Origin of the sequence: Nonomuraea diastatica (assembly GCF_004349015.1) — a bacterium.
GTDB classification, from domain to species: Bacteria; Actinomycetota; Actinomycetes; order Streptosporangiales; family Streptosporangiaceae; genus Nonomuraea; species Nonomuraea diastatica.
Genome location: NZ_SMKP01000039.1, coordinates 37332 through 61960, shown reverse-complemented (window position 1 = coordinate 61960; position 24629 = coordinate 37332). Strand labels below are relative to the sequence as shown.

Annotated in this window: 27 protein-coding genes; 20 read left to right on the top strand and 7 right to left on the bottom strand. The window is 70.3% G+C overall.

Going from position 1 to position 24629, the window contains the following annotated elements:
* The first annotated feature begins 265 nt into the window (after positions 1-265).
* The 6 genes from E1294_RS16160 (at position 266) to E1294_RS16135 (ending at position 4928) form a co-directional block, all read left to right on the top strand.
* Complete coding sequence (locus tag E1294_RS16160) at positions 266-1429, top strand: acetoin utilization protein AcuC (protein WP_246083049.1); 1164 nt, start codon at positions 266-268, stop codon at positions 1427-1429.
* Between the two features lie 14 nt (positions 1430-1443).
* Positions 1444-2232 carry a phosphatase gene (locus E1294_RS16155; RefSeq protein ID WP_132509328.1) on the top strand — a complete coding sequence of 263 codons (789 nt, stop codon included), beginning with the start codon at positions 1444-1446 and terminating at the stop codon, positions 2230-2232.
* Between the two features lie 306 nt (positions 2233-2538).
* A complete protein-coding gene (locus E1294_RS16150) occupies positions 2539-2742 on the top strand; it encodes a helix-turn-helix domain-containing protein (protein WP_026214222.1) in 204 nt (67 codons plus the stop codon).
* 171 nt (positions 2743-2913) lie between these two features.
* On the top strand, positions 2914-3012 hold the full coding sequence (locus tag E1294_RS16145; protein ID WP_018654693.1) for a 30S ribosomal protein bS22: 99 nt from the start codon (positions 2914-2916) through the stop codon (positions 3010-3012).
* 24 nt (positions 3013-3036) lie between these two features.
* Complete coding sequence (locus E1294_RS16140; protein ID WP_132509326.1) at positions 3037-4032, top strand: NAD-dependent epimerase/dehydratase family protein; 996 nt, start codon at positions 3037-3039, stop codon at positions 4030-4032.
* Complete coding sequence (locus E1294_RS16135) at positions 4029-4928, top strand: lysophospholipid acyltransferase family protein (protein ID WP_132509324.1); 900 nt, start codon at positions 4029-4031, stop codon at positions 4926-4928. Before E1294_RS16140 ends, E1294_RS16135 begins: the two co-directional genes overlap by 4 nt.
* 150 nt (positions 4929-5078) lie before the next feature.
* Here E1294_RS16135 and E1294_RS16130 read toward each other — a convergent pair whose 3' ends face one another.
* Genes E1294_RS16130 through E1294_RS16120 form a run of 3 tightly spaced genes read right to left on the bottom strand, consistent with a single transcriptional unit; the run spans position 5079 to position 7342 of the window.
* Entirely contained in the window at positions 5079-5942 is an 864-nt protein-coding gene (locus E1294_RS16130) for an HAD family hydrolase (protein WP_246083048.1), read from the bottom strand.
* A gap of 30 nt (positions 5943-5972) precedes the next feature.
* Positions 5973-6644 (bottom strand): DUF5667 domain-containing protein, encoded by a 672-nt coding sequence (locus tag E1294_RS16125; RefSeq protein ID WP_132509320.1) that lies wholly within the window; start codon positions 6642-6644, stop codon positions 5973-5975.
* Between the two features lie 59 nt (positions 6645-6703).
* Positions 6704-7342: a sigma-70 family RNA polymerase sigma factor gene (locus tag E1294_RS16120; RefSeq protein WP_132509318.1), complete on the bottom strand. Its 639-nt coding sequence runs from the start codon at positions 7340-7342 to the stop codon at positions 6704-6706.
* Positions 7343-7581: 239 nt separating this feature from the next.
* On the opposite strand from E1294_RS16120, the gene E1294_RS16115 reads away from it, so the two are divergent.
* On the top strand, positions 7582-9027 hold the full coding sequence (locus tag E1294_RS16115) for an antibiotic biosynthesis monooxygenase (protein WP_132509316.1): 1446 nt from the start codon (positions 7582-7584) through the stop codon (positions 9025-9027).
* On the opposite strand, the gene E1294_RS16110 is transcribed toward E1294_RS16115, so the two are convergent.
* The gene (locus tag E1294_RS16110; RefSeq protein ID WP_132509314.1) at positions 9024-9260 is read right to left on the bottom strand and encodes a glutaredoxin family protein; all 237 of its coding nucleotides are present in this window, start codon (positions 9258-9260) and stop codon (positions 9024-9026) included. The two genes, E1294_RS16115 and E1294_RS16110, sit on opposite strands and share 4 nt — an antisense overlap.
* Before the next feature lie 138 nt (positions 9261-9398).
* On the opposite strand from E1294_RS16110, the gene E1294_RS16105 reads away from it, so the two are divergent.
* From E1294_RS16105 to E1294_RS16080, 6 genes are all read left to right on the top strand, one after another.
* Positions 9399-10076: a redox-sensing transcriptional repressor Rex gene (locus tag E1294_RS16105; protein WP_132509312.1), complete on the top strand. Its 678-nt coding sequence runs from the start codon at positions 9399-9401 to the stop codon at positions 10074-10076.
* Positions 10073-11329 (top strand): glutamyl-tRNA reductase, encoded by a 1257-nt coding sequence (locus tag E1294_RS16100; RefSeq protein ID WP_132509310.1) that lies wholly within the window; start codon positions 10073-10075, stop codon positions 11327-11329. The genes E1294_RS16105 and E1294_RS16100 overlap by 4 nt, the downstream gene beginning before the upstream one ends.
* Positions 11326-12246, top strand: a complete 921-nt coding sequence (hemC, locus tag E1294_RS16095) for a hydroxymethylbilane synthase (protein ID WP_132509308.1) — start codon at positions 11326-11328, stop codon at positions 12244-12246. The genes E1294_RS16100 and hemC overlap by 4 nt, the downstream gene beginning before the upstream one ends.
* A 35-nt stretch (positions 12247-12281) precedes the next feature.
* Positions 12282-13796, top strand: coding sequence for a bifunctional uroporphyrinogen-III C-methyltransferase/uroporphyrinogen-III synthase (locus tag E1294_RS16090; protein WP_132509306.1), 1515 nt, complete (start codon positions 12282-12284; stop codon positions 13794-13796).
* Positions 13793-14776: a porphobilinogen synthase gene (hemB, locus tag E1294_RS16085; RefSeq protein WP_132509304.1), complete on the top strand. Its 984-nt coding sequence runs from the start codon at positions 13793-13795 to the stop codon at positions 14774-14776. Before E1294_RS16090 ends, hemB begins: the two co-directional genes overlap by 4 nt.
* 203 nt (positions 14777-14979) lie before the next feature.
* Positions 14980-15609 (top strand): bifunctional DNA primase/polymerase, encoded by a 630-nt coding sequence (locus E1294_RS16080; protein ID WP_132509302.1) that lies wholly within the window; start codon positions 14980-14982, stop codon positions 15607-15609.
* 1 nt (position 15610) lies between these two features.
* On the opposite strand, the gene E1294_RS16075 is transcribed toward E1294_RS16080, so the two are convergent.
* Positions 15611-15952, bottom strand: coding sequence for a PIN domain-containing protein (locus tag E1294_RS16075; protein WP_220447770.1), 342 nt, complete (start codon positions 15950-15952; stop codon positions 15611-15613).
* A gap of 218 nt (positions 15953-16170) precedes the next feature.
* Between E1294_RS16075 and hemL the strand changes: the two genes are divergently transcribed.
* Together hemL and E1294_RS16065 are read left to right on the top strand one after the other, a co-directional pair.
* A complete protein-coding gene (gene hemL / locus E1294_RS16070; RefSeq protein WP_132509300.1) occupies positions 16171-17460 on the top strand; it encodes a glutamate-1-semialdehyde 2,1-aminomutase in 1290 nt (429 codons plus the stop codon).
* A 308-nt stretch (positions 17461-17768) separates the two neighbouring features.
* Positions 17769-18689, top strand: coding sequence for a LysR family transcriptional regulator (locus tag E1294_RS16065; protein WP_132509298.1), 921 nt, complete (start codon positions 17769-17771; stop codon positions 18687-18689).
* Here E1294_RS16065 and E1294_RS16060 read toward each other — a convergent pair.
* Positions 18682-19539, bottom strand: a complete 858-nt coding sequence (locus E1294_RS16060) for a DMT family transporter (protein ID WP_165977317.1) — start codon at positions 19537-19539, stop codon at positions 18682-18684. The genes E1294_RS16065 and E1294_RS16060 overlap by 8 nt on opposite strands.
* 126 nt (positions 19540-19665) lie before the next feature.
* On the opposite strand from E1294_RS16060, the gene E1294_RS16055 reads away from it, so the two are divergent.
* The 5 genes from E1294_RS16055 (at position 19666) to ccsA (ending at position 24288) form a co-directional block, all read left to right on the top strand.
* A complete protein-coding gene (locus E1294_RS16055; protein WP_132509294.1) occupies positions 19666-20304 on the top strand; it encodes a histidine phosphatase family protein in 639 nt (212 codons plus the stop codon).
* A gap of 83 nt (positions 20305-20387) precedes the next feature.
* Entirely contained in the window at positions 20388-20954 is a 567-nt protein-coding gene (locus tag E1294_RS16050) for a TlpA family protein disulfide reductase (protein ID WP_246083047.1), read from the top strand.
* Complete coding sequence (locus E1294_RS16045) at positions 20947-21669, top strand: cytochrome c biogenesis CcdA family protein (RefSeq protein ID WP_132509290.1); 723 nt, start codon at positions 20947-20949, stop codon at positions 21667-21669. The genes E1294_RS16050 and E1294_RS16045 overlap by 8 nt, the downstream gene beginning before the upstream one ends.
* Complete coding sequence (resB, locus tag E1294_RS16040) at positions 21669-23228, top strand: cytochrome c biogenesis protein ResB (protein ID WP_132509288.1); 1560 nt, start codon at positions 21669-21671, stop codon at positions 23226-23228. Before E1294_RS16045 ends, resB begins: the two co-directional genes overlap by 1 nt.
* The gene (gene ccsA / locus E1294_RS16035; RefSeq protein WP_132509286.1) at positions 23218-24288 is read left to right on the top strand and encodes a cytochrome c biogenesis protein CcsA; all 1071 of its coding nucleotides are present in this window, start codon (positions 23218-23220) and stop codon (positions 24286-24288) included. The genes resB and ccsA overlap by 11 nt, the downstream gene beginning before the upstream one ends.
* Here ccsA and E1294_RS16030 read toward each other — a convergent pair.
* A complete protein-coding gene (locus tag E1294_RS16030) occupies positions 24285-24578 on the bottom strand; it encodes a PLD nuclease N-terminal domain-containing protein (RefSeq protein ID WP_132509284.1) in 294 nt (97 codons plus the stop codon). The genes ccsA and E1294_RS16030 overlap by 4 nt on opposite strands.
* Positions 24579-24629: the final 51 nt, after the last annotated feature.

Below are 24629 nucleotides of genomic sequence, written 5' to 3'. Positions count from 1 at the left end.
CTTCGACCTGGCTGACACCATCATCATCGTCCGTAACCTCATCCGCCGCGCATGGATCACTCACCGCTGGGAGACACGTCCCCCTCGACCCCGATGATCCTCACCAATCCGCGCGACCTCTAAGGCTCGCGCTGAGCGCACGCTAAGACACTAGGCCACAAATCGGCGAGGTCGCGGGGAGATGTCCACCGGATGAACCCGGGCTACAACGCGGTGTCTGCGCTGCGGTAACGTCGGCGGGACAGGGCGATCGCGGAGGGGTGGCATGAGCCGGTCGACACAGGTGATCTGGGACGACGCTCTCACCTCCTACGACTTCGGCCCTGGCCATCCACTCGCCCCCGTGCGGGTCGAGCTGACCATGGCGCTCGCCCGCGAGCTCGGCGTCCTCGACAAGGTCGAGCTGGCCGGATGCGTGCCCGCTACCGACGACGAGCTGGCCATGGTCCACGAGCACGACTACATCGAGGCCGTCAGGCGCGTGTCCGCCGACGGCCGGCCCGACCTCGGCGCCGGGCTCGGCACGACCGACAACCCCGCGTTCAAAGGAGTGCACGACGCCTCCGCGCTGATCGCCGGCGCCTCGCTGGCCGCCGCCCGCGCGGTCTGGGAGGGCTCGGCCGAGCACGCCGTCAACATCGCGGGCGGGCTGCATCACGCGATGCCCGCCACGGCCAGCGGGTTCTGCGTCTACAACGATCCCGCGCTGGCGATCGCGTGGCTGCTGCGCCAGGGCGCGAGCCGCATCGCGTACGTCGACGTGGACGTGCACCACGGCGACGGCGTGCAGGCCGCGTTCTACGACGACCCGAGGGTCCTGACGATCAGTTTGCACGAGAGCCCGCGCACGTTGTTCCCCGGCACCGGGTTCCCCGGCGAGACCGGGGCCGACGGCACCGCCGTCAACGTGGCGCTCCCCGCCGGTTGCGGCGACCCCGGCTGGCTGCGGGCCTTCGACGCGGTCGTGCCGCCGCTGCTGCGCGAGTTCGGGCCGGAGATCCTGGTGACGCAGCACGGCTGCGACAGCCACGCGCTCGACCCGCTGGCCAACCTGATGCTCAGCCTCGACGGCCAGCGCACCGCCTACGCCGCCCTGCACCGCCTGGCTCACGAGACGGCGGGCGGCCGGTGGATCGCGACGGGCGGCGGCGGTTACGAGCTGGTGCAGGTGGTGCCGCGGGCGTGGACGCACCTCATCGCGGAGCTGGCGGGCCACCCGGTCGATCCGGCCACGCCGACTGGCGCCGAGTGGCGCCAGTTCGTACGCGATCGCACCGGCGAGACGGCGCCGCTGACCATGACCGACGGTCGCCATCCGGAATTTCATGACCTTTCCGGTGGTTATGACCCATCTGACCCCATTGACCGTGCGATCATGGCGACCCGAAACGCGGTCTTCCCCCTGCACGGGCTCGACCCCCTGCCCTGACGAGGAAGTAAGCAGTGCTGAGCCGCGACGAACTCCGAGAGCACCTTGTCCAGAGCCGCATCGCCGGCGATGTCGCGACCCCCCGCGAGAACAACCTCGACCACTACAGTTCCCTGGCCAACGGCGACCCCTACTACATGCTGGGGCTCACGTTCGACCAGCCGTGGTCCTACCGCGACATCCTGGCGCTGATGGCGAAGTCCGCCGGCGTGGTCTCCGACCCGTCGCACCGCTGGGGCCAGGACACCATCGACCCCGACCTGACGATCGACGCGGTCGACGCCATGGCCGAGCGCGTCGCCGCCGTGTTGTCGCGGCCCGGCCCGTCCGTGTTGTTCGCCACCGGGCATCCGACCGGCCTGCTCGCCATCCACCTGCCACTGGCCCGGCTCTGCGCCGAGCGCGGCGCGCGGCTGCTGACTCCTGGAGAGGGCTGGACGTACTCCGGGTCGGGGTTCGCCCGGCCGCGGCAGATCCGCTATCTGCAGGGGGTAGCGATGCTCGACGACAAGGGCGGGTTCGTCCACACCCACGACGCCGAGCCGATGCGCCACATGCTCTCCGAGCTCGACGGCGAGCTGCCCGACCTGGTTATCGCCGACCACGGCTGGGCAGGAGCGGCGGGAGAGGCAGGTGCGTCCACTGTGGGATTCGCCGACAGCAATGACCCGGGGTTGTTCGTCGGTGAGGCTGAAGGGAAGATTGACGTAGTAGTGCCACTTGACGACAATGTGCTACCGCGGTATTACGCTCCGGTGACCGAGCGGCTCGTCACTCTGGTCTCACGAGCCCTTCACGTCTAATTCGGTCATCCCCATACCGTCTTTTCGCGCCTGCATTCCAAGAGGCTCGCCGTCCCTTTGCCAACTTTTGGCGGCGCTCCGGCGACTCTTATGTGTGGCAACTTGGACAGTTCCAACGTCCGGGTGAGGTGCTCGACCCGGCTGCTGGCCAGCGACTTTGCTGGTTCAGCTGACAGGTGGCTCCGTCGACTGAGAAAATAGGGGGTTTGCGCACTCGGAGTCCCGACTTACGCTGACGGCAGTACACGTGCGTGAGCAATGGCACCAGTGGGGATAACCCGTAAACACGTGCGGAAGAGGCGTCCGATGGGTGCAGGCGAAAGACCTCTCAGTGAGGTGAAGTTCCTGACCGTTGCTGAAGTGGCCACGGTCATGAGGGTGTCCAAGATGACGGTGTACCGGCTCGTCCACTCTGGCGAGCTGCCGGCCATCCGAGTCGGCCGGTCGTTCAGGGTGCCTGAGCAGGCGGTACACGACTATCTGCGGGAGGCCTACATCGAGGCAGGTTAGCGTAGCGACGTGGACGACCATGTCGTGAGTGCTGTCGCGGGAGAGGCCCGGTCGCCCTAGACGCGACCGGGTGCTCACCCCCCAATGGGCGATCTACCGCCGATCGCCGGTAGTCTGTGAGCCGGTGTGCGCTCGCACTCCGTTCAGACTTAGTCACGACCTGGGGGTCCCGTGGGCTCTGTGATCAAGAAGCGCCGTAAGCGGATGGCGAAGAAGAAGCACCGCAAGCTGCTCAAGAAGACGCGCATCCAGCGGCGCAACAAGAAGTAAACCCGACGCAGCTGCGAGGCGCTGATGACCCACACCGTGCTCGTCACCGGGGTCTCGCGCCACATAGGCGCCCGGGTGGCGAGCGTCCTCGCTGCCGACCCGGACATCAGCCGCGTCATCGGAGTGGACACCGTGCCGCCCCCCTCGCTGACGCGAGACGGTGGCATCTCGCTCGGACGGACGGAGTTCGTCCGGGTGGATCTGCGCAGCCCCGACATCGCCCAGGTGATCGCGGCCGCGGACATCGGCACCGTTGTGCATATGAGCCTGGTCAGCGCTCCGTCAAGGAGCGGCGGCAGGGCCGCCATGAAAGAGCACAACGTCATCGGCACCATGCAACTGCTCGGTGCCTGCCAGCGGTCGGCGACCGTGCGGCGCGTGGTGGTCCGCTCCACCACCGCCGTCTACGGCTCGTCGCCGCGCGATCCTGCGGTGTTCACCGAGGACCTGGAGCCGCACGACGGCCCCAGCCACGGCTATGCCAAAGACGCGGTCGAGGTCGAGGGCTACGTGCGGGGTTTCGCGCGGCGCCGTCCTGACGTGACGGTGTCGCTGCTGCGCTTCGCCAACTTCATGGGTCCCGGCGTCGACTCGCCGTTGACGCGCTACTTCACCCAATCGGTGTTGCCGACCGTGCTCGGCTTCGACCCCCGGCTGCAGTTCGTCCACGAGGACGACGCGGTCGAGGTGCTGCGACGGATGGCGACAGAGGATCACCCCGGCACGTTCAACGTGGCCGGGGTGGGCGTGCTGCTCCTGTCGCAGTGCACGAGAAGGGCGGGACGCCCGTCGCTGCCGCTGCCCGCGCCCGCCTTCACGATGCTCGGCAGCGCCGCGCGCGGGCTCGGCCTGGTCGAATACTCGCCCGAGCAGCTCAGGCTGATGAGCCACGGCCGGGCGGTCGACACCTCCAGGCTGCAGGGCGAGCTCGGGTGGAGACCCAAGTTCACGACCGCGGCGGCCTTCGACGACTTCCTGCGCTCGCGCCGGCTGCGTCCGTTCGGAGGTGCGCGAAGTTGAGCGTTCCCGACGAGGACGCCCGCGTCATCCCCATCAGCGCGGCGCCGTCCTACACCGACGAGCCCGAGCCCCTGGCGAAGCTCCTGGCCTTCCTGCGCAGGCGCGTCAGCGGCGACTACGACGTCGACGAGTTCGGCTACGACGCCGAGCTGACCGACAAGGTCGTCCTCGAGCTGATCAGGCCCCTCTACCACCACTGGTTCAGGGTGGAGACGGCCGAGCTGAACAACATCCCGGAGGAGGGCGGCGCGCTCGTCGTCGCCAACCACTCCGGCACGCTGCCGGTCGACGCGCTGATGTTGCAGGTCGCCCTGCACGACGAGGCGGGCAGGGCGCTGCGGCTGCTCGGCGCCGACCTGGTCTACCAGCTGCCGCTGCTCAGCCATCTGTCCCGCAAGACGGGCCACACGCTGGCCTGCCGCGAGGACGCCGACCGGCTGCTGCGCAAGGGCGAGCTGGTCGGCGTGTTCCCCGAGGGGTTCAAGGGCGTCGGCAAGCCGTTCTCCCAGCGTTACAAACTGCAGCGGTTCGGCCGCGGCGGCTTCGTGGCCTCGGCCATCCGCGCCGGGGCGCCGATCGTGCCCACCGCGATCGTCGGGGCCGAGGAGATCTATCCCAAACTCGGCGACCTGAAGTTCCTGGCCCGGCTGCTCGGCCTGCCCTACCTGCCCATCACGCCGTTCTTCCCGCTGCTCGGGCCGCTCGGCCTGGTGCCGCTGCCGTCGAAGTGGATGATCGAGTTCGGCGAGCCGATCCGCACCGACCACTATGAGCCGTCGGCGGCCGACGATCCCATGCTGGTGTTCAACCTCACCGACCACGTGCGCGAGGTCATCCAGCAGTTGCTCAACGAGCTGCGGCTGCGGCGCGGGCCGGCTTTTCCGCCCTTTCTCTAGTCCTCTTCTTCCGGCGCTGCGCCCTCCGAGGCATCGGGCTCGCCGCCGCCCCGACCGCCCACGCGCGCCACGCGGCCGCGTGGCGGCCCGTGCCGTCCTGCCGGCCTCGCCGCGCTCGCCGCGCTCGGCAGGCACGACCGGCGGCGGGCGTCAGCCCTGCGTGCGGTAGTGCCTGCGCAGGGCGATGCCCGCGGCGACGCCGCCCGCCACGGCGCCCACGCCCGCGGCGATGGGCAGCGCCGTCAGCGTGGCCTTGCGGCCGGTCCTGAAGTCCCTGATCGGCCAGTCGTGTTTCTTGGCGTATTCGCGCAGCTCGCTGTCCGGGTTGATCGCCACGGCCCGCCCCACCAGGGACAACATCGGCAGGTCGTTGGCCGAGTCGCTGTAGGCCGTGCACTGGGTCAGGTCGAGCCCCTCCCTGCGCGCCAGCGCCCTGACCGCCTCCGCCTTGGCGGGACCGTGGAGCAGGTCGCCGACCAGGCGCCCGGTGTAGACGCCGTTGCTGGACTCGGCGACCGTGCCGAGCGCGCCCGTCAGCCCGAGCCGTTGCGCGATGACCCTGGCCAGCTCGACGGGGGTGGCGGTGACCAGCCAGACCCGCTGGCCCGCGTCGAGGTGGCTCTGCGCGAGCGCCCGCGTGCCGCCCCAGATGCGGTCGGCCATGACCTCGTCGTAGATCTCCTCTCCGAGGCGTACGACGTCGTCGACCTTGGCGCCGGCGACGAACGCGAGCGCGGTCTCCCTGGCCACCGCGATGTGCTCGGGGTTCTCGTTGCCGCGCAGCCGGAACACCGCCTGCCCCACCGCGAACTTGAACAGGTCGGACGTGGTGAACAACCCTCGGGTGGCCAGCCCGCGCGCGAAGTGGTAGATCGAGGCGCCGCGCATCATCGTGTTGTCGACGTCGAAGAAGGCCGCCGACTGGAGGTCGGGCTCGACCGGCGCGACGGTGACCGCCGCCTGTGCCGCGGCCTCGCCGGCGGCCTGGGGCTCCGTTTCGTGTCGTCGTCGCATTAGCCGCCACATGCGCTTCAGCTTATCGACCTACCCGGGGGCGACCAGACCCTCGATGTAGTCGAGGTAACCCTCGGCCTGGGCCAGCTGGTCCCGCTTGAGCTGCCGTAACATCGGCCCGACGACCTCCTTCTGGTGGCGGGCGAATTTTTTGATCTTCGGAGAGCGCGGTTCGGCCCGTCTGAGCCTGCTGATCCCGGCGCGCGTCGATTCCTCCATGTCCTTCAGCGTCTTGCCGACCAGCGGACCGCCGTTGGACGAGCCGAGCAGGCTGGCGACCTCTTCCGCGCGGGCCTTGGCCGAGCGGAGCTCGCGCTCGCCGCGCGCGGCCTCGTTGGTGCTGAGCCCGACGAGAGCGCTCTCCGCGGCACGCTTGAGCGGGTAGAGGGAGTCGCCGGGGACCGCCTGGTACGTGGCGAAGGACGCGACCATCATGGCCGCCGACAGCCCGAAGGCGGCCAGCTGCGACAGCAGGGGCCTCGGGTGCGCGGGCCGGCGGTGGGCGTGCCTGGGGAGGGCCGGCCTCTCGGGCAGGAGTTCGCCGGTGACCGGCCCAGAGATCGGCCCAGAGATCGGCCCAGAGACCAGTTCGGCGCGGAGCCGGTCGCGGAAGGCCGGGTCGGGGGCGCCGCCGAGAGGCAGCCTGGGCAGGTCCGTGAGATGCTCGAGCACGCGCTCCCGCCGTTCGCGTGCCCTACCCATGACGGCTCCCTTACGGATCCTGCTGTGACATCTGCCTAACGAGGTGTGGATGGTGGAGGTTACGCCAGGTCGTGCTTGAGTGCCCTGGCCAGCGCCCGAACGGCCCGAAACTGCAGCGCTTTGATCGCTCCGCTCTTCTTTCCCATGATCAACGCGGTCTCCGCGAGCGACAGGCCGTGCAGGAAGCGCAGGACCACGCATTCTTGTTGTTCGGGATTGAGATCCCGGACGGCACGCAGCATCCGGTCGTTGATGATGGCCGTGACCACGGCGTTCTCCGGAATGTGCGAGCCGTCGAGCGGGACATCGATCACTTCTCCCGTCGGCACCTCGAGCCGGTAGCGACCGGACTTGAAATGGTCGGTCACGAGGTTTCGCGCGATGGTCACGAGCCAGGCGCCGAAGTCGCGGCCCTGCCAGGTGAAGTCGGCGATCCTGCGCAGCGCGCGCAGGAAGGTCTCGCTGGTCAGATCCTCGGCGAGGGGGTGGGAGCCCACCCGGAAATAGATGTAGCGGTAGACGAGGTCCACGTAGCGGTCGTAGAGCGTGCCAAACGACTCCGTGCAGCCGCTCTTGGCATGAAGCACCAGCGTACGTATGTCATCGGGCACTTCTTCGCGCACGGCGAGCTCGCCCGTCAGGGCAGGCGCGGCGCCTGCTGGCGCAAGCAGCCCGGCGAACGGCGACGAGTCAGGCATCCGGTATCCCTGGGGGTAAGGGGTGCGGCTGCTCGAACACTCTAGAAATCAACCGGAAATTCCACAATCCACAGCATGCTGGCATGACTAGGCGTAATCGGAAGATACCGTGTTATCGCGAACCCCCGCCGCCTGCGGCGCGCACCTCGCTGCCCGTGGCCCCCGAGGGTGGCCCGAGCTGGCACGTTTCGTCTACGGCTACCGGCTGGGAGGCATAGTCCGGCAGCATTGGAGTCACCATGGAGATCCTTGTTGCTGTCATAGCCCTTGCCGGTGCGCTCCTGGCCGCGTTCGCGGCGGGCGCCCTGATCCAACGCCTGCGGGACGAGCCGGACGGGTGGTTGATCGCCTGGACCGTCGCGGTGGCGGCGCTCGCGCTGTCACTGGGCGTGATCGCCATCGGCTCCTTCTTCGGGTTCGGCAGCGTCACATTCCGGATCTACCAGGTGACGGGGTCGTTGCTGGCCCCGCTCTGGCTGGCCGTCGGCATGGTGCAGCTGCTGGCGGAGAAGGCGCCGCCGAGATTCCTGGCGTGGTTGTTCGGCATCGCGCTCACCGTCGTCTCCGTCGCGATCATGATCTTCGACCCGCTCCGCGTCGAGCAAATGGGCAAGGCGCTGCCGTCGGGCTCGGCCGTCTGGGCGATCATCCCCAGCTCCCTGCTGACCGGCGTGCACGTCATCGACGCGCTGGTGATGCTGGGGATGCTCGTGGTCGCCGGGCTCAAGTGGCGCAACGGCGACGAGTACGACACCGACAACCTGCACGCCTCGGCCGTCATCGTCCCGTCGGGGCTGGCGCTCGTGGGCGCGATGCGGTTCGCGGTGCCCGCGGTGTTCACCACGGCGCTGCTCGCCGTCGCCGCGGCGGCCGTCTGGTACACCGTGCTGCGGCCCCTGGCGCCGTACGAGGACGACGAGGACGACTTCGGCCCCGAGCACGACGAGCGCCCACCGCGCGGCGACGATCGCTCTCAGCGCCGCGACGCACGGGCGCAGCACCACGAGGAACGGCCGGCGCCCCCGATCCCGCCAGGGGAGCGCCCGATGTTCCGCGACGAACAGCCGGGCCACCCGGGCAGGCCGGAGAGTGTGCCCGCCGCCGACCCGCCGCGCAGATCGTCGGGGCTGGGCGATCTGGTGGCCGAATATCGTGCGGGCGACCAGGAGGTCGACTACGCCGCCCGCATGGCGCCGCCGCCCGACGCCGGGCCCTCGACCGGCTACATCATGAACGGCGCCCCGCCCGCGGACGCGTCGTCCCAGCGGCCCGACTTCGCCATGCCGGGCACGGGATCGGTCTTTCCCGGCGCCGACGTGTTCACCCCGGCGCAGCAGCAGGCCGGCGGCAAACCCTCGCCCAACATCTACGGCCTGCTCACCGTCTTCACGATCATGGACGGCGCGGGCGACGCGTTCGACAGGCTGGCCGAGGCCACCGTCGAGGCCGTGCGCCGCGGCGAGCCCGACACGCTCGTCTACGCCTGCCACGCGGTCAAGTCGGCGCCCCTGCAGCGCATCGTCTACGAGCTCTATCGCGACGAGATCGCCTACCGCGACCACCAGCGCCAGCCGCACGTCGAGAGGTTCATCAACGAGCGGCAGACGATGGTGCTGGCCACCAACGTCATCGAGCTCAACGTCAACGCCGCCAAGGTGGTGCCGCTGCCGACGGTGATGTTCTAGGCGCTCAGCGCGGCGCGCAGGCGGGCCTCGTCGACCCGCCAGAAGTCGTGTTGCACGCCGTCGATCAGCGTGACCGGGATCATCTCCCAGTATTTCTCCCTGAGCTCCTCGGAGGAGTCGATGCTGACCTCCTCCCACGGCACGCCGAGCTCGCCGGCCACTCTGGCGATGACCTCACGCGCGTCGTCACACAGGTGACAGCCGGGCTTGCCGAGCAAGGTGATGCGATGCATGAGGTCAACGGTATGCGAGACGTCCGCCACTCCACGCCCGCGACTTTGTGCATCGGTTCACAAAGGGATTAACCTGAAAGACGGATCGATTCCGTTCACCGCGGTCCCCAAGCCGCCTGTTCCCTGGAGCTCCGGCACGTGAAGAGCCCGTCCCAACCCCGTGATCGCGGCATTCCCGAGGCGACGGTCGCCAGGCTTCCGTTGTACCTGCGGGCGCTGCACGGGATGGCCGAGCGGGGCATCGCGACCGTCAGCTCGGAGGATCTGGCCGGGGCCGCCGGGGTCAACTCCGCGAAGCTCCGCAAGGATTTGTCACATCTCGGTTCGTACGGCACGCGTGGCGTAGGCTATGAAGTCGAATACCTCGTCTACCAGATCTCGCGCGAGCTCGGCCTGACGCAAGACTGGGCGGTCGCCATCGTGGGGGTCGGCAATCTCGGGCGTGCGCTGGCCAACTACGGCGGCTTCGTCTCCAGGGGCTTCCGGGTCGCGGCGCTCGTCGATGCCGACCCCGAAGTCGTGGGCGACACCATCGCGGGATTGAATGTGGAGCACATCGACGACCTGGAAGCCGTGATCGTTCGGCGTGGAGTTTCGATCGTGGTGCTGGCGACGCCGGCGGCGGCGGCGCAGAAGGTGTGTGATCGCGTGATAGCCGTGGGAGTGACCAGCATCCTGAACTTCGCCCCAGTTGTGCTTTCGGTCCCGGATGGCGTCGATGTCCGTAAAGTCGACCTATCAATCGAACTGCAGATTCTCGCGTTCCACGAGCAACGCAAGGCTGGGGGGCCACTCATGGCGGTGGACGGTCAATGAGTGTTCTGGCTATCGGACTCAGCCACCGGACGGCGCCGGTGGCCCTGCTCGAGCGCGTCTCGGTGACGGGTGACGCGCTCGCCAAGCTCCTGCACGACGTGCAGGACGATCCCTGCGTGGCGGAGGCCATGGTCGTCTCGACCTGCAACCGGGTCGAGGTCTACGTCACGGTCGACCGCTTCCACGCGGCCGTCACCGCCGTCAGCCGCCTGCTGGGCGTGCACTCGGGCGTCCCCGTCGAGGAGCTCACGCCACACCTCTACGTGCACTACGAAGAGCGGGCCGTCGAGCACCTGTTCTCCGTGGTGTGCGGCCTCGACTCCATGGTCGTCGGCGAGGGCCAGATCCTCGGCCAGGTCCGCCGCTCCCTCAAGCTGGCGCAGCGCCGCGGCACCGTCGGCGCCACCCTCAACGAGCTGGTCCAGCAGGCGCTGCGGGTCGGCAAGCGGGCCCACCACGAGACCGGCATCGACCAGGCCGGCGCCTCCCTCGTCACCGCGGGCCTCACGCTGGCCGGCGACCTGGCCGGGCGGCGGGCGCTGGTGGTCGGCGCGGGCTCCATGAGCTCGCTGGCCGCCGCCACGCTGGCGCGGGCCGGGGTCACCGACATCGTCGTGGCCAACCGCACCTACGACCGCGGCGCCCGGCTGGCCGAGTCCGTCGGCGGCCGGGCGGTCGAGTTCTCCGCCGTGGCCGACGAGCTGGCCGGCGCCGACCTCGTCATCACCTGCACCGGCGCGGGCCGCCACGTCATCACGCCCGGCATGCTGACCCGGCCCGTCTTCCTGCTCGACCTGGCACTGCCGCACGACATCGACCCCGCCGTACGCGCCGTGCCCGGTGTCACGCTGGTCGACCTGGAGACGATCCAGGACTCCGGCATCGGCGCGCGTGAGGGCGACGCGGTCGCGTCCGTACGCGCCCTCGTCGCCGAGGAACTGCGGGCCTACCTCGACGCCGAGCGGGCCTCAAAGGTCACGCCGACCGTGGTGGCGCTGCGCAGCAAGGCGGCCGACGTCGTCGAGTCGGAGCTCGGCCGTCTCCTGATGCGTGTGCCCGACCTCGACGAGCGGGCGCGCGACGAGGTCACCATGACCGTGCAGCGGGTCGTCGACAAGCTGCTCCACGAGCCGACCGTGCGTGTCAAGCGGCTCGCCACCTGCCCAGGAGGCGATCATTATGCCGAGGCGCTGCGCGAGCTGTTCGACCTGGATCCGAAGATGCCCGAGGCCGTGAGGGAGGTGGAGTTGTGACACCGCTCCCGCACGCCCTGCGGTTGGGCACCCGCCGCAGCCTCATGGCGACCACGCAGTCCCAGATGGTGGCCGACGCCTACATGCAGCGCACCGGCCGCGCGATCGAGCTGGTCGGCATCACGACGTTCGGCGACGTGACCAAGGCCCACCTCGCGCAGCTCGGCGGCACGGGCGTGTTCGTCAGCGCGCTGCGCGACAAGCTGATCGACGACGAGGTCGACTTCGCCGTCCACTCGCTGAAGGACCTGCCCACCACCCAGGACCCCCGCTTCACGCTGGCCGCGATCCCCGCCCGCCACGACCATCGCGACGCGCTGGTCGGGCCGCGCAAGTTCGCCGACCTCGTCCCCGGAGCCAGGGTCGGCACCGGTTCCCCGCGCCGGGTCGCCATGCTGAGCGCGCTGCGGCCCGACCTCGAATACGTCCCGATCCGCGGCAACGCCGACACGCGCATCGGCAAGGTCACCTCCGGCGAGCTCGACGCGGTCGTGCTCGCCTCCGCCGGCCTGACCAGGATCGGCCGTGACGCGGAGGTCGCGCAGATCTTCGAGGTCGAGGAGCTGCTGCCCGCGCCCGGGCAGGGTGCGCTGGCGGTGGAGTGCCGCGCCGACCGCGCCGACCTGGTCGAATTCCTGGGCGTGCTCGACGACCCGCGCACCCGCTCCGCTGTGACGGCCGAGCGCGCCGTGCTCAACGCACTCGAGGCCGGATGCTCCGCACCGGTGGGTGCGTTCGCGGCCGATGACGGGCACACTCTGAACCTGACCGCCGTGGTCGTCTCGATCGACGGCCGCGAGGCGGTCCGCAAGTCCGCCGCCGGCTCTCCTTCGGAGGCTGCTAACCTGGGCCGCCTCCTGGCGACCGAGATGATCTCCGCAGGGGCCGACAGATTGATGGGGGAGCAGTCCCATTGAGCTCCGATAGTCCAACCGCCGGTCTCGTCGCGTTCGTGGGCGCGGGACCCGGCGATCCCAAGCTGCTCACGCTCCGCGCCGCCGAGTTGCTCGGTAAGGCCGGCGTGGTGGTGCTCGACACGGAAACGTACGGCCCGCTGCTGCGGCACTGCCGCGAAGGCGTCGAGGTCGTCGAGGGCGACCTCCAGGTCGCCGTCAAACGGGCCGCGCGCGGGGAGGTCGTGGTCCGCCTGTGCGAGGGCGACCCGACGCTGTTCTCCTCGATCGCCGAGGAGGTCGCGGCCTGCGCCGCGGCGAGGGTGGACTTCGAGATCGTGCCCGGCGTGCCGCCCGCGACCGCCGTGCTCGACTACGCCGGCATCCCGGCGGCCACCGAGGTGCCGGAGTTCAGGGTCGTCGACGCGGCACATGACCAGGACTGGGCCGTCCACGCAGCCTGCCGCGGCACACTGGTGATCTACCACGGCATCGGCGACGCCGTGGCCATCGGCAAGGCGCTCATCGCCGGCGGCAAGCCCGACACCACCCCCGTCGCGGTCACCAGCGGCGGCACCACCACCGAGCAATACACCGTGGTGTCCTCGCTCGGCCGGCTCCACGCCGACCTCAAGCACGCCGGGTTCACGGAGCCGGCCCTCATCGTGGTCGGCGACGCCGTGGAGGCGCGCGACAAGCTGTCGTGGTTCGAGACCAAGCCGCTGTTCGGGTGGCGGGTGCTGGTGCCGCGCACGAAGGAGCAGTCCCGCAGCCTGTCGGAGCAGCTCATCTCGTACGGCGCGGTCCCCGAGGAGGTGCCGACCATCTCGGTCGAGCCGCCCCGCACCCCGCAGCAGATGGACCGCGCGATCAAGGGCCTGGTCACCGGCCGCTACGAATGGGTGGCCTTCACCAGCGCCAACGCGGTCAAGGCCGTGCGCGAGAAGTTCGAGGAATACGGCCTCGACGCGCGCGCGTTCGCCGGGCTCAAGGTGGCCGCGGTGGGCGACGCGACCGCGCGGGCCCTGGTCGATTTCGGGGTCAAGCCCGACCTGCTGCCGTCGGGCGAGCAGTCGTCCGAGGGGCTGGTGGCCGAGTGGCCGCCCTATGACTCGATGCTCGACCCGATCAACCGCGTGCTGCTGCCGAGGGCCGACATCTCCACCGACACGCTCGTGGCCGGGCTCACCGAGCTGGGCTGGGAGTGCGACGACGTCACCGCCTACCGCACCGTGCGGGCCGCGCCGCCGCCCGCGCCCATCCGCGAGGCCATCAAGGGCGGCGGCTTCGACGCCGTGCTCTTCACGTCGTCGTCCACCGTGCGCAACCTCGTCGGCATCGCGGGCAAGCCGCACAACGTCACCGTGATCGCGGTCATCGGGCCGCAGACGGCCAAGACCGCCGAGGAGTTCGGGCTCCGGGTCGACGTCATGGCCGGCAAACCGTCCGCGTCCGCCTTGGCCACCGCGTTGGCCGAGTTCGGAGCCAAGCAGCGCCAGGCGGCCGTGGCCGCGGGTGACACCCCGCGCCGGCCCTCGCAGAACCGCCGGGGCGCCAGGAGGAGAGCCAGATGAGCGCGCGATTCCCCGTCGCCCGTCCGCGCAGGCTGCGCAGGAGCCCCGCCCTGCGGCGCATGGTGGCCGGCACCAGGCTGCACCCCGCCGACCTGATCCTGCCCGCGTTCGTCAAGGAGGGCATCACCGAGCCGCAGCCCGTGGCCTCGATGCCGGGCGTGGTCCAGCACACCCGCGACTCGCTGCGCAAGGCCGCCAACGAGGCCGCGCAGGCCGGTGTGGGCGGGCTGATATTGTTCGGCATCCCGGCCGTGAAAGACGCGCGCGGCTCGGCCGCCGACGACCCCGACGGCATCCTGCAGGTCGCGCTGCGCGAGGTGAACGCCGAGGTCGGCGACTCCGTCGTGGTGATGGCCGACACGTGCCTCGACGAGTTCACCGACAACGGGCACTGCGGCATCCTCACCTCCTCGGGTGACGTCGACAACGACGCCACCCTGGAGCGGTACGCCTCGATCGCTGTCGCCCAGGCGGCGGCCGGGTCGCAGATGGTGGCGCCGAGCGGGATGATGGACGGCCAGGTGGGGGCGATCCGGGCGGCGCTCGACGGCGCCGGCCACGGCAACGTCCCGATCCTGGCTTACACCGCCAAATACGCCTCGGCCTTCTTCGGGCCGTTCCGCGACGCCGCCGAGTGCGCGCCGCAGTTCGGCGACCGCGGCACCCACCAGCAGGATCCCGCGGGCCCGCTGGAGGAGGCGCTGCGCGAGCTCCGCCTCGACCTCGCCGAGGGCGCCGACGCGGTCATGGTCAAGCCGGCGATGGCCTACCTCGACGTCATCACCCGCTTCCGCGACGAGGCCGACGTGCCCGTGGCGGCCTACCAGGTGAGCGGCGAATACGCCATGATCGAGGCCGCCTCGGCCAACGGCTGGGTCGACCGCGACCGGATGATCATGGAGTCGCTGGTCGCGATCAAGCGTGCGGGGGCCGACCTGATCCTCACCTACTGGGCCACCGAAGTGGCGCGGCGTCTCTAACCGAGGGGTTCCCGTCAACGCGTGAGGCGCGTGCGTTAGAGTGCGAGCAGACGAGAAAGTTGTTGCATGGCTGCCGCTACGGCCTCGACCAGGCGCGCTGATGAGCAGGTTCTCGTCAGGCAACCAAGTGCCGGTGTGTCCCGCGTGTGCGTACGGCCCGGAGCCGGGACCTCCTCAGGCGCTGGACTCGACGGGAGACACCAATGGTGGGGGTACCACTGGCTCGGCGTACCAGAAAACGGTCGCGCCCGACACGCATCGATCTCGTGCTCGAATACGCCGCGATGGGCTGGCCCGTGGTGCCAGGGGCGTTCCCGCTGCGTCAGGGGCCGCGCGCGTGTTCGTGTGACCGCCTCGGCTGTCCCGACCCCGGCGCCCATCCGCTGTCGCCCGCCTGGCACCTGCAGGCCACGACCGACCCGGCGCTGCTCACGCGCTGGTGGCAGGCCGAGCCGGAAGCCAATGTGATTCTTCCCACCGGACGCGTGTTCGACGTCTTCGACGTGCCGCTCGCGATCGGACTGTCCGCCCTCACCCGCATCGACAACGCCGGAGCGCACTCAGGCCCGGTCGCCGCCAAAGGCGACCGGGTCTTGTTTTACGTGGCCACGCGGGGCAACCCGGAGGACGAGGACGAGTGGTGGTCGTGCCACCTCGACTGCGACCCCGCCACGATCGACGACACGCCTGGGCTGCGCTGGCACTGCCGTGACAGCTACGTCGTCGCGCCGCCCTCCACCCTGCCGGCCGGCCAGCCGGTCTCCTGGCTGCGGCCACCCGACGGCCTGCCCCTGCCCGACCCGCTGCGCATCCTGGAGTGGCTGGCCGACTGAGTCACGACCGGCGTATGTCACGCTGGTCGACCTCGGTCATGACCTCCGCCACCGTGGCGAAGTCGTCGTCGACGTGCAGCACCGTGAGCCCATGGTGCACGGCGGTGGCGCACAACAGCAGATCGATGGCTCCGGCAGAGCGGTGCTGTCCCTTCTGGGTGAGTTTGTACTGTGCGTTCTCCACCCAACGCCAGGCGGTCTTCGGGACCGGCGCGAACTCGCAGAGCGTGTTGAGTTCCTCTTCCAGTTGGTCTCTATGGGCGGTGCCCGTGGCCGAATAGAGGAACTCCGTTCTTGTGGGTCGCAGATCCGGAGCGGTTGCGTGGTGACCCTGGCGGCCCACTTTTCCAGCGCATCAGTGTTCCGCAGGAGATACCACAGCGCTGAAGTGTGGACGAGGTAGGACATCAGGTGATGGCCTGTTTCCAAGCCGCCTTCGCCGCGCGGCGGGCCTGCGCCGCCTCGTCGAACTCGCCAAGCCTTATGGATGGCATACATTGCCACTATGGCGATGTCGTCCCGCGAGGAGAGGCGACGGGAGGCACGGATAACCTGGGTCGGGTGAGCCGTACACAGAACTCCGAGGACCTGTTCGCCCGCGCCCGCCGGCTCGTGCCCGGGGGCGTCAACTCTCCGGTGCGCGCGTTCGGCGCGGTGGGCGGCACGCCCCGCTTCATGGCCTCGGCGCAGGGCCCCTACCTCACCGACGTCGACGGCAATCGCTACGTCGACCTGGTCTGTTCCTGGGGCCCGATGATCCTCGGCCACCGCCATCCCGCGGTCGTCGAGGCCGTGTCCGAGGCGGCCTCCCGCGGCTTCTCCTACGGCACCGCCACGCCCGGCGAGGTCGAGCTGGCGGAGGAGATCGTCGGCAGGGTGGCGCCGGTCGAGAAGGTGCGCCTGGTCAGCTCCGGCACCGAGGCGACGATGAGCGCCGTGCGGCTGGCGCGCGGCTTCACCGGGCGGTCCAAAGTGATCAAGTTCGCCGGGTGCTACCACGGGCACGTCGACGCGCTGCTGGCCGCTGCCGGGTCGGGGGTGGCGACGTTCGGGCTGCCGGACACGCCGGGTGTGACGGGGGCGGCGGCGGCCGACACGATCGTGTTGCCGTACAACTCGGTCGAGGCCGTCGAGCAGGCGTTCGCCGCCGGCGACGTCGCGTGCGTGATCACCGAGGCGTGCCCGGCGAACATGGGGGTGGTCCCGCCGCGCGACGGCTTCAACGCGCGGCTGCGTGAGCTGTGCACCGCCCACGGCGCGCTGCTCGTCGTCGACGAGGTGCTGACGGGCTTCAGGGTCTCGCGCTCCGGCTGGTACGGCCTTGACCCTGTCGACGCCGACCTGATGACGTTCGGCAAGGTCATGGGCGGCGGGCTGCCGGCGGCGGCGTTCGGCGGCCGGGCCGACGTCATGGCCCACCTGGCTCCTGAAGGCCCCGTCTATCAGGCGGGCACGTTGTCCGGAAATCCGCTGGCCTGCGCGGCGGGGCTGGCCACGCTCCGGGCGCTCGACGACGACGCCTACGCGCGCGTGGACGCCGCGGCCTCCCAGGTGGGCGGTGCGGCCTCCGAGGCACTCGGCGCGGCGGGGGTGCCGCACCGGCTGCAGCGGGCGGGCAGCCTGTTCTCGATCTTCTTCACGGAGTCGGAGGTCACGAGCTTCGAGGAGGCCAAGACGCAGGACACCGCCGCGTTCACCGCGTTCTTCCACGCGATGCTGGAGCAGGGCGTCTACCTGCCGCCGTCGGCGTACGAAGCGTGGTTCCTGTCGGCCTCGCACGACGACGAGGCGCTCAACCGCGTCGCCGACGCGCTCCCGGCGGCGGCGAAGGCGGCCGCGGCCGCTGCCTAGGCGGGCCACCGCGCAGCGCGCGAAGGCCCCGATCGGGCCCGACACGCCGATGGCCGCCGCGCAGCGGGCGCGACCTTGAGCACCCGCCCAGGCCGGCGGCGCGGGCGAGATGGCGGGGGCTCACTCAGCGAGCAGGCTTCTGGTAGCGGATGCGCTGCTCGCGAGCCTGCTCGGCGAGGACCTTGAGGTACGACACGGTGTCGGGGCGCTGCCTCTTCAGCTTGATAATTCTCATGCATCTATTTTCATCTGCTACACATTCAACGACAAGCGAGACTTTCTACGCTAAACCATTTAGACTGACTTACATGTTGGACTTGAACCGGCTCAAGGCTCTTCACGCTGTGCACGTCTACGGGTCGGTCGGAGCCGCCGCCGACGCGCTGATGGTGACCCCGTCGGCGGTGTCCCAGCAGATCGCCAAGCTGGAGCGGGAGACCGGCGCCAAGCTCATGGAGCGCAACGGGCGCGGCGTGCGGCTGACGGACGCGGCCGGCCTGCTCGCCGAGCACGCCGAGCGCATCCTCGCCCTGGTCGAGACCGCGGAGGCCGACTTCGAGGCGCTGCGCGGCGAAGTCGTCGGCCGGCTGAACGCCGCCGCCTTCCCCACCGCCTCGCGCGGCCTCATGCCCGCCGCCCTCGTCGCGCTCAGGAAGCGCCACCCCGACCTGTGGGTGCAGCTGTACGAGCGCGAACCGGAGCGCGTCGTGCGCGACGTGGCCAGGGGCGAGCTCGACCTGGGCGTGATCCAGGACTGGCTCAACAGGCCCATGGCCATCCCCGACGGCCTGTCCAGGGCCACGCTGCTCGACGACATCGCCGACGTCGCGATCCCCGCCGGCCACCCGCTGGCGGGCGCGAAGGAGCTGGAGCTGGCCCAGCTGCACGGCGAGCGGTGGATCAGCGGCTCGCCCGGCACCGTCTGCCACGACTGGCTGGTCTTCACGCTGCGCAGCGCGTCGATCGAGCCGGTGATCGCCTGCATGGCCGAGGAATATCCGACCCAGCTCGCGCTCGTGGCCGCCGGACTCGGCTGCGCGATCGTGCCGCGGCTCGGCCGGGACTGCGTGCCCGACGGCGTGCGCCTCGTCCCTCTCAGGCCGCGCCAGTCACGCCGCATCTACGCGATCTGGCGCTCCGACGCCGCCCGCCGCCCCGCGATCAGGGCCATGGTCGAGGCGCTCGCCGAGGCGAGCAGGACGCAGGAGAACGCCTGGGCGGTCAGCTGAGCGTGACGGCCACGATGCCGCCGACGATCACGCCCGCCGCCAGCAGCCTGCGCCGCAGGTCGCCCTCGGCCAGCAGCCGCCCGCCGAGCAGGACCCCGATCAGCACGCTGACCTCCCGGGCCGGCGCCACCACGCTCACCGGCGCCATCGTGAAGGCGAACAACACCAGCATGTACGACACGAAGATCAGCACCGCCGTCCCCACCACCCGGAACCGGTGCTCGCGCCACACGGGCAACACCAGCTTCCGCCGTGTGCCGAGCACGACGGGCGCGAGCACGAGGGCACGTGCGGCCTCGCCGAGATAGTTGAGCATCAGCGGCGCCACCGCGAACGCGGTCACCACCTGCGAGTCCCACACCGTGTAACCAGCGATGAACACCCCCGCGGCCATCCCGGGCGCCACCGCCTTGAGCCCGGCCCTCGCCTGGCCGCCGCTGAGCATGAACACGCCGACCCCGACCAGCACGATCCCCGCCACACCGGCCGGCGACGGCCGCTCGCCGAGGAACAACACGGCTGCCAGGCTGGCCAGCATCGGCCCGGTGCCGCGCGCGACCGGGTAGACGACCGACAGGTCCGCGGTGCCGTATCCCCGCTGGAGCAGCACGAAGTAGCCGAGGTGCAGGGCCATGCTGCCGCCGATCACGGCGAGGTCCTGCCATGTCGGAAGGGTGGCCGTGACGATCAGGAACCCGGCGAACAGCGGCGCCCACACGACCGCGGCCGTGACGGCGACGAGCCAGACGAAGACGAGGCCGTCGGCCTGGGATGCCTTCTTGCTGAGCACGTTCCACGAGGCGTGGGCGACGGCCGCGACCAGAATGAGGACGAGTGCCCATGGACTCAACCCGGCGCCTCCCCTCAGGAGGCGACTTTACCGGCGCGTGAACACCCGGCGAAGACCGGTCCAGTGGCCCGGCGCGTGGCCTGGCGCGTGGCTCGGCGCGGCCGAGCGGATAGGCTGTGCCACACCATGGCTGAAATGACCGTCGTCCACCTTCTGCGCCACGGTGAGGTGCACAACCCCAAAGGCATTCTCTACGGCAGGCTGCCCGGCTACCACCTGTCGGAGACCGGCCGGCTCATGGCTGAGACGGTCGCCAAGGCGGTCGGCGGCCGTGACATCGTCGCCGTCTACAGCTCGCCGCTCGAACGGGCGATGGAGACCGCGGCGCCGCTCGCCGACAAGCTCGGCCTCGAGATCACACAGGACGTGCGGCTGATCGAGGCCGGCAACCTGCTGGAGGGCCGTACGGCGGGGCCCGGCCTGGCGCTGCTGCGCAACCCGCGCAACTACCGCTATTTCTGGAATCCGCTCCGCCCGTCATGGGGCGAGTCCTATCCGGCCATCGTCCAGCGCATGCGCTCGATGATCGACGACGCCAGAGCGGCGGCGCGCGGGCACGAGACGGTGCTCGTCAGCCATCAGCTCCCCATCTGGGCGATCAGGATGGCGGCCGAGCGGCGCAGGCTCTGGCACGATCCCCGGCGCAGGCAGTGCGCGCTGGCCAGCATCACCACGTTCACGTTCGACGGGAACCGTCTGGTCAGCGTGGGCTACAGCGAGCCGGCCGGTTCGCTCGACCCCGGCCCTTCCGTCCCCGGGGCCTGAGGCGCTCCCCGATGTCCGGGGCGGACGGCGTCGCCGGTAGAGTTGCAAGCTCTACCGGTTGTAGTACAAGGAGATCTTCCTCCGTGCGCACCAAGTCCGTCTTTCTCGTTCTCCTGGCTGCGATGGTCGCCGGCTGCGCGGGCAACCAGAGCGGCCAGCCGCAGGCGGGTGACACCCGTTTCGTCGCGGGCGACGGGAAGATGCAGGTGTTCGAGGCGGGCGAGCGCAAGCCGGCGCCCGCGATCGAGGGCCCCACCCTCGACGGGGGCACCGCATCGCTCGCCGCGCACAAGGGCAAGGTCGTGGTGCTCAACTTCTGGGCCTCGTGGTGTGGCCCGTGCCGGGCCGAAGCGCCCGTGCTCAAGGAGGTCGCCGCCAAGACCAGGGACAGCGGGGTCGAGTTCCTCGGCGTCGACTTCAAGGACCGCCAGGCCGACGCGCTGGCGTTCGAGCGCACCGAGAAGACCGGCTACCCCCACATCTTCGACCAGCCCGGCAAGGTCGCGCTGGCCTTCCAGGGCACGGTGCCGCCGGCCGCCATCCCGTCCACGCTGATCATCGACGAGCAGGGCCGGATCGCGGCCAGGGCGCTGGGCGCAGTGAAATACACCGACCTGCTCAACGCGGTGACCAAGGTGCGCGATGAATGACGTCGTCGCCTCGGGCTCGCTGCTGCTCGCCGTGCCGATCGCGGTGCTCGCCGGGGTGGTGTCGTTCCTGTCGCCGTGCGTGTTGCCGCTGGTGCCCGGCTACCTGTCCTACGTGACCGGCATGAGCGCCGACCCCAGACGGGGGCGGCTGGTGCTCGGCACGGTCCTGTTCGTGGCCGGGTTCGGGCTGGTCTTCGTGCTCAGCGGGGCGCTGTTCGGCGGGCTCGGGTCGGTCATGCTCGGCAACGCCGAGATCATCACGCGGGTGCTCGGCGTGCTCACCATCCTGCTCGGGCTGGCGTTCCTGGGCGTCATTCCCGGCCTGATGCGCGACGTGCGCATCCACCGGCTGCCGTCCGCGGGGCTGGCGGGCGCGCCGCTGCTCGGGGTGGTGTTCGGGCTCGGGTGGACCCCGTGCATCGGGCCCACGCTGGCCGTCGTGCTGGCGCTCGGGCTCAACGAGGGCAGCGCGGGGCGCGGGGCGCTGCTCGCGGTCGCGTACGCACTCGGGCTCGGGCTGCCGTTCGTGGGGGCGGCGCTCGCCTACAGCAAGGCCCTGCGTACGTTCCGTGCCATCCGCAAGCACTCGCGCCTGATCACCAGAATCGGCGGCGGCATGATGGTGGCCGTCGGCGTGCTGCTCGTGACCGGGCTCTGGGGAGAGTTGATCGCGGCCATGCAGGGTCTGATCGGCGCCTTCGAGCCGGTGATCTGATGAGTGTCCAGGAGCTGGAGAAGCCGCGCTCGCCCAAACCGGCCGGGTTCGGGCCCGTGGGCTGGCTGCGCTGGGGATGGCGCACCCTCACCTCGATGCGGACGGCGCTGATCCTGCTGTTCCTGCTGGCCCTCGGCAGCGTGCCCGGCTCGGTGGTGCCGCAGCGCGGCGTCGAGCCCGACAAGGTGGCCGCCCTCTACGAGCAGAACCCGGCCCTGGCCGAGTGGTACGACAGGTTCCAGCTCTTCGAGGTGTTCACCTCGACCTGGTTCGCCGCCGTCTACCTGTTGTTGTTCACCTCGCTCATCGGCTGCATCGTCCCGCGCACCGCGACCTACCTGCGCGAGCTGCGCCGCAAGCCGCCCGCCGCGCCGAAACGGCCGTCCAGGCTGCCCCACTCCGCCACGTTCGACGGCGACCTCACGGTCGAGCAGGCCGCACGGCGGCTGCGCAGGATGCGTTTCCGCGTCGCCACCGGCGACGGCTGGGTGTCGGCGGAGAAGGGCTACCTGCGCGAGACCGGCAACCTGTTCTTCCACGTCGCCCTGCTCGGCATCCTGGTCGCGATCGGCGCAGGATCGCTTTTCGGCTACCGGGGCAACGTCCTGGTCGTCGAGGGCGACGGGTTCGCCAACACCGTGGCCGCCTACGACCGGTTCATGCCCGGCAGCCAGGTGTCGGCCGAGTCGCTGGAGCCGTTCTCCTTCCAGCTGGCCGACTTCAAGGTCTCCTACCAGGTCACGGGCGAAAGGAAGGGCCAGGTGCTCGACTACTCGGCCCGCCTGGAGGTCAACGACTCGCCCGAGGCGCCCGCCCGCGGCTACGAGCTCAAGGTCAACGAGCCCCTCGACGTCGGCGGCACCCAGACCTACCTGATCGGCAACGGCTACGCCCCCGTCTTCAAGGTGACCGACGGCAAGGGCCAGGTGGCCTTCGAAGGGCCCGTCCCGTGCCTCATCGAGGACAAGGCCACGATGACCTCGGGATGCGTGGTCAAGGCGCCCGACGCGCAGCCGGAGCAGCTGGGTTTCCTGCTGCGGTTCCTGCCCACCAGCGTGCCGCTGACCGACGGCAGCCACGCCTCCGCCTTCCCCGGCGAGCTCAACCCCGAGGTGCAGGTGCTCGGGGCCTTCTCCGGCGACCTGGGCGTGCGTTCGGGCCGGCCGCAGTCGGTCTACGAGCTGGCGCCGCCCGAGGTGATGAAGAAGCTCAAGCCGCTGCTCATGGCCTCCGACACGCCCAAGCCGCTGGCCGTGGGCCAGTCGGTCGACCTGCCGGGCGGCGTGGGCAAGATCGAGTTCACCGGAGTCAAGGAGTGGATCACGCTCCAGACGGCCTACGACCCCGGCCGCGTTCCCGCGCTGGTGGCGGGCGGCACCGCCGTCGTCGCCATCGCCCTGTCGCTGATGATCAGGCGGCGCAGGGTGTTCGTCAGGATCGAGGATGGCAGGGTCGAGGTGGGCGGCCTGACCCGCACAGAGGGCTCCGCGGCGGGCTTCACCGAGGAGTTCGCCGACATCGTCAAGGATCTATCAGCAGGAGAAAAGGATGTCCGCTGAGCAACTCGCCGAGCTGAGCGACCTTTCCGTCGTCGCCGCCGTCCTGCTCTATGTCGTCGCCATGATCGGGTTCGCGATCGAGCTCGCCTTCGGCCGGGCCCGTCCCGGCGTGGCCGCGCGGTCCCCGGCCGGCCCGCTCGCCGCCAAGAAGCCGGTCACGGTCGGCGCCCCCGCCAACGACAGGGTTGCCGACCGGAGCGGCGACGGGGCGCCGGGCCGCGACGCGGTCACGGGGCTCCCAGGCGACCACGTGGACGCGGGCGGCGACGCGACGGCGCCCGGGTCAGGAGGAGACGTCGCCGCGGCGACCGGAGGCGACGGCGCGCCGCCGTCCAGGGTCGCGGCCAGGGCCGGGACAGCCGCCCTGGCGCTCGCCTGGCTCGGCTGGGCTGCCAACCTCGGCGCCATCGCCACCCGCGGCCTGGCCGCCGACCGGTGGCCCTGGGGCAACATGTACGAGTTCGTGGTGGCCATCTGCTTCGCCGCCGTGACCGCGTTCTTGGTCACCCAGCTGCGCGCCAACGTGCGCTTCCTCGGCTCCTTCGTCATGGTCACCGTCGCGCTCGGTCTCGGCCTCGCGGTGAAGGCCTTCTACACCACGGCAGGGCCGGTGGTGCCGGCGCTCGACTCGTACTGGATCGCCATCCACGTCACCGCCGCGATCGTCGCCAGCGGTCTGTTCACCATCGCGGGTGTGTCAGGTGTGCTCTACCTGCTGCGCGGCGACGGGCTTTCGCGTCTGCCGGCCCGCGCCGACCTGGAGCGGGTGGCGCACCGGGCGATCGTGTTCGCTTTCCCGGTGTGGACGTTCGCCGTCATCGCGGGCGCTCTCTGGGCCGACCGCGCGTGGGGTCGCTACTGGGGCTGGGACCCCAAGGAGGTGTGGTCGTTCATCACGTGGGTCGCCTACGCCGCCTACCTGCATGCCAGGGTGACGGCCGGTTGGCGGGGGAGGTCGGCGACGATCGTGCAGCTGGTGGCGTTCGGTTGCCTCCTGTTCAACCTGATCGGGGTCAACATCTTCTTCGAGGGCCTGCACAGCTACGCCGACGTGGACTAGCTGACGTCGTCTCCACGCATGCGGCGCTCTAGGTCACGGAGGAAGTCGGGGTCGTCGTCCGGTCCCTTCGGCGTGCCGGGGCCCGGGGGGACGGGCCATGCCGCCCGCGGGGCCCGCGGACGGCCACGGGCCATCCACACCAGGCCGCCGAGCAGCGGGATCAGCGCGACTATCAGGATCCAGAGCGCTTTTGGTACGTTCCTTACTTCGTCTTCCGGCGTGGTCACCACGTCGAAGAGGGAGAAGAGCCAGAAGGCGAGCAGCCCAAGGCCGATTAGAACACCTGCCATGCCCGAACTGTAAGCCATCCTCAGCGTGATCGTGCCGCTTGATGTCCCATT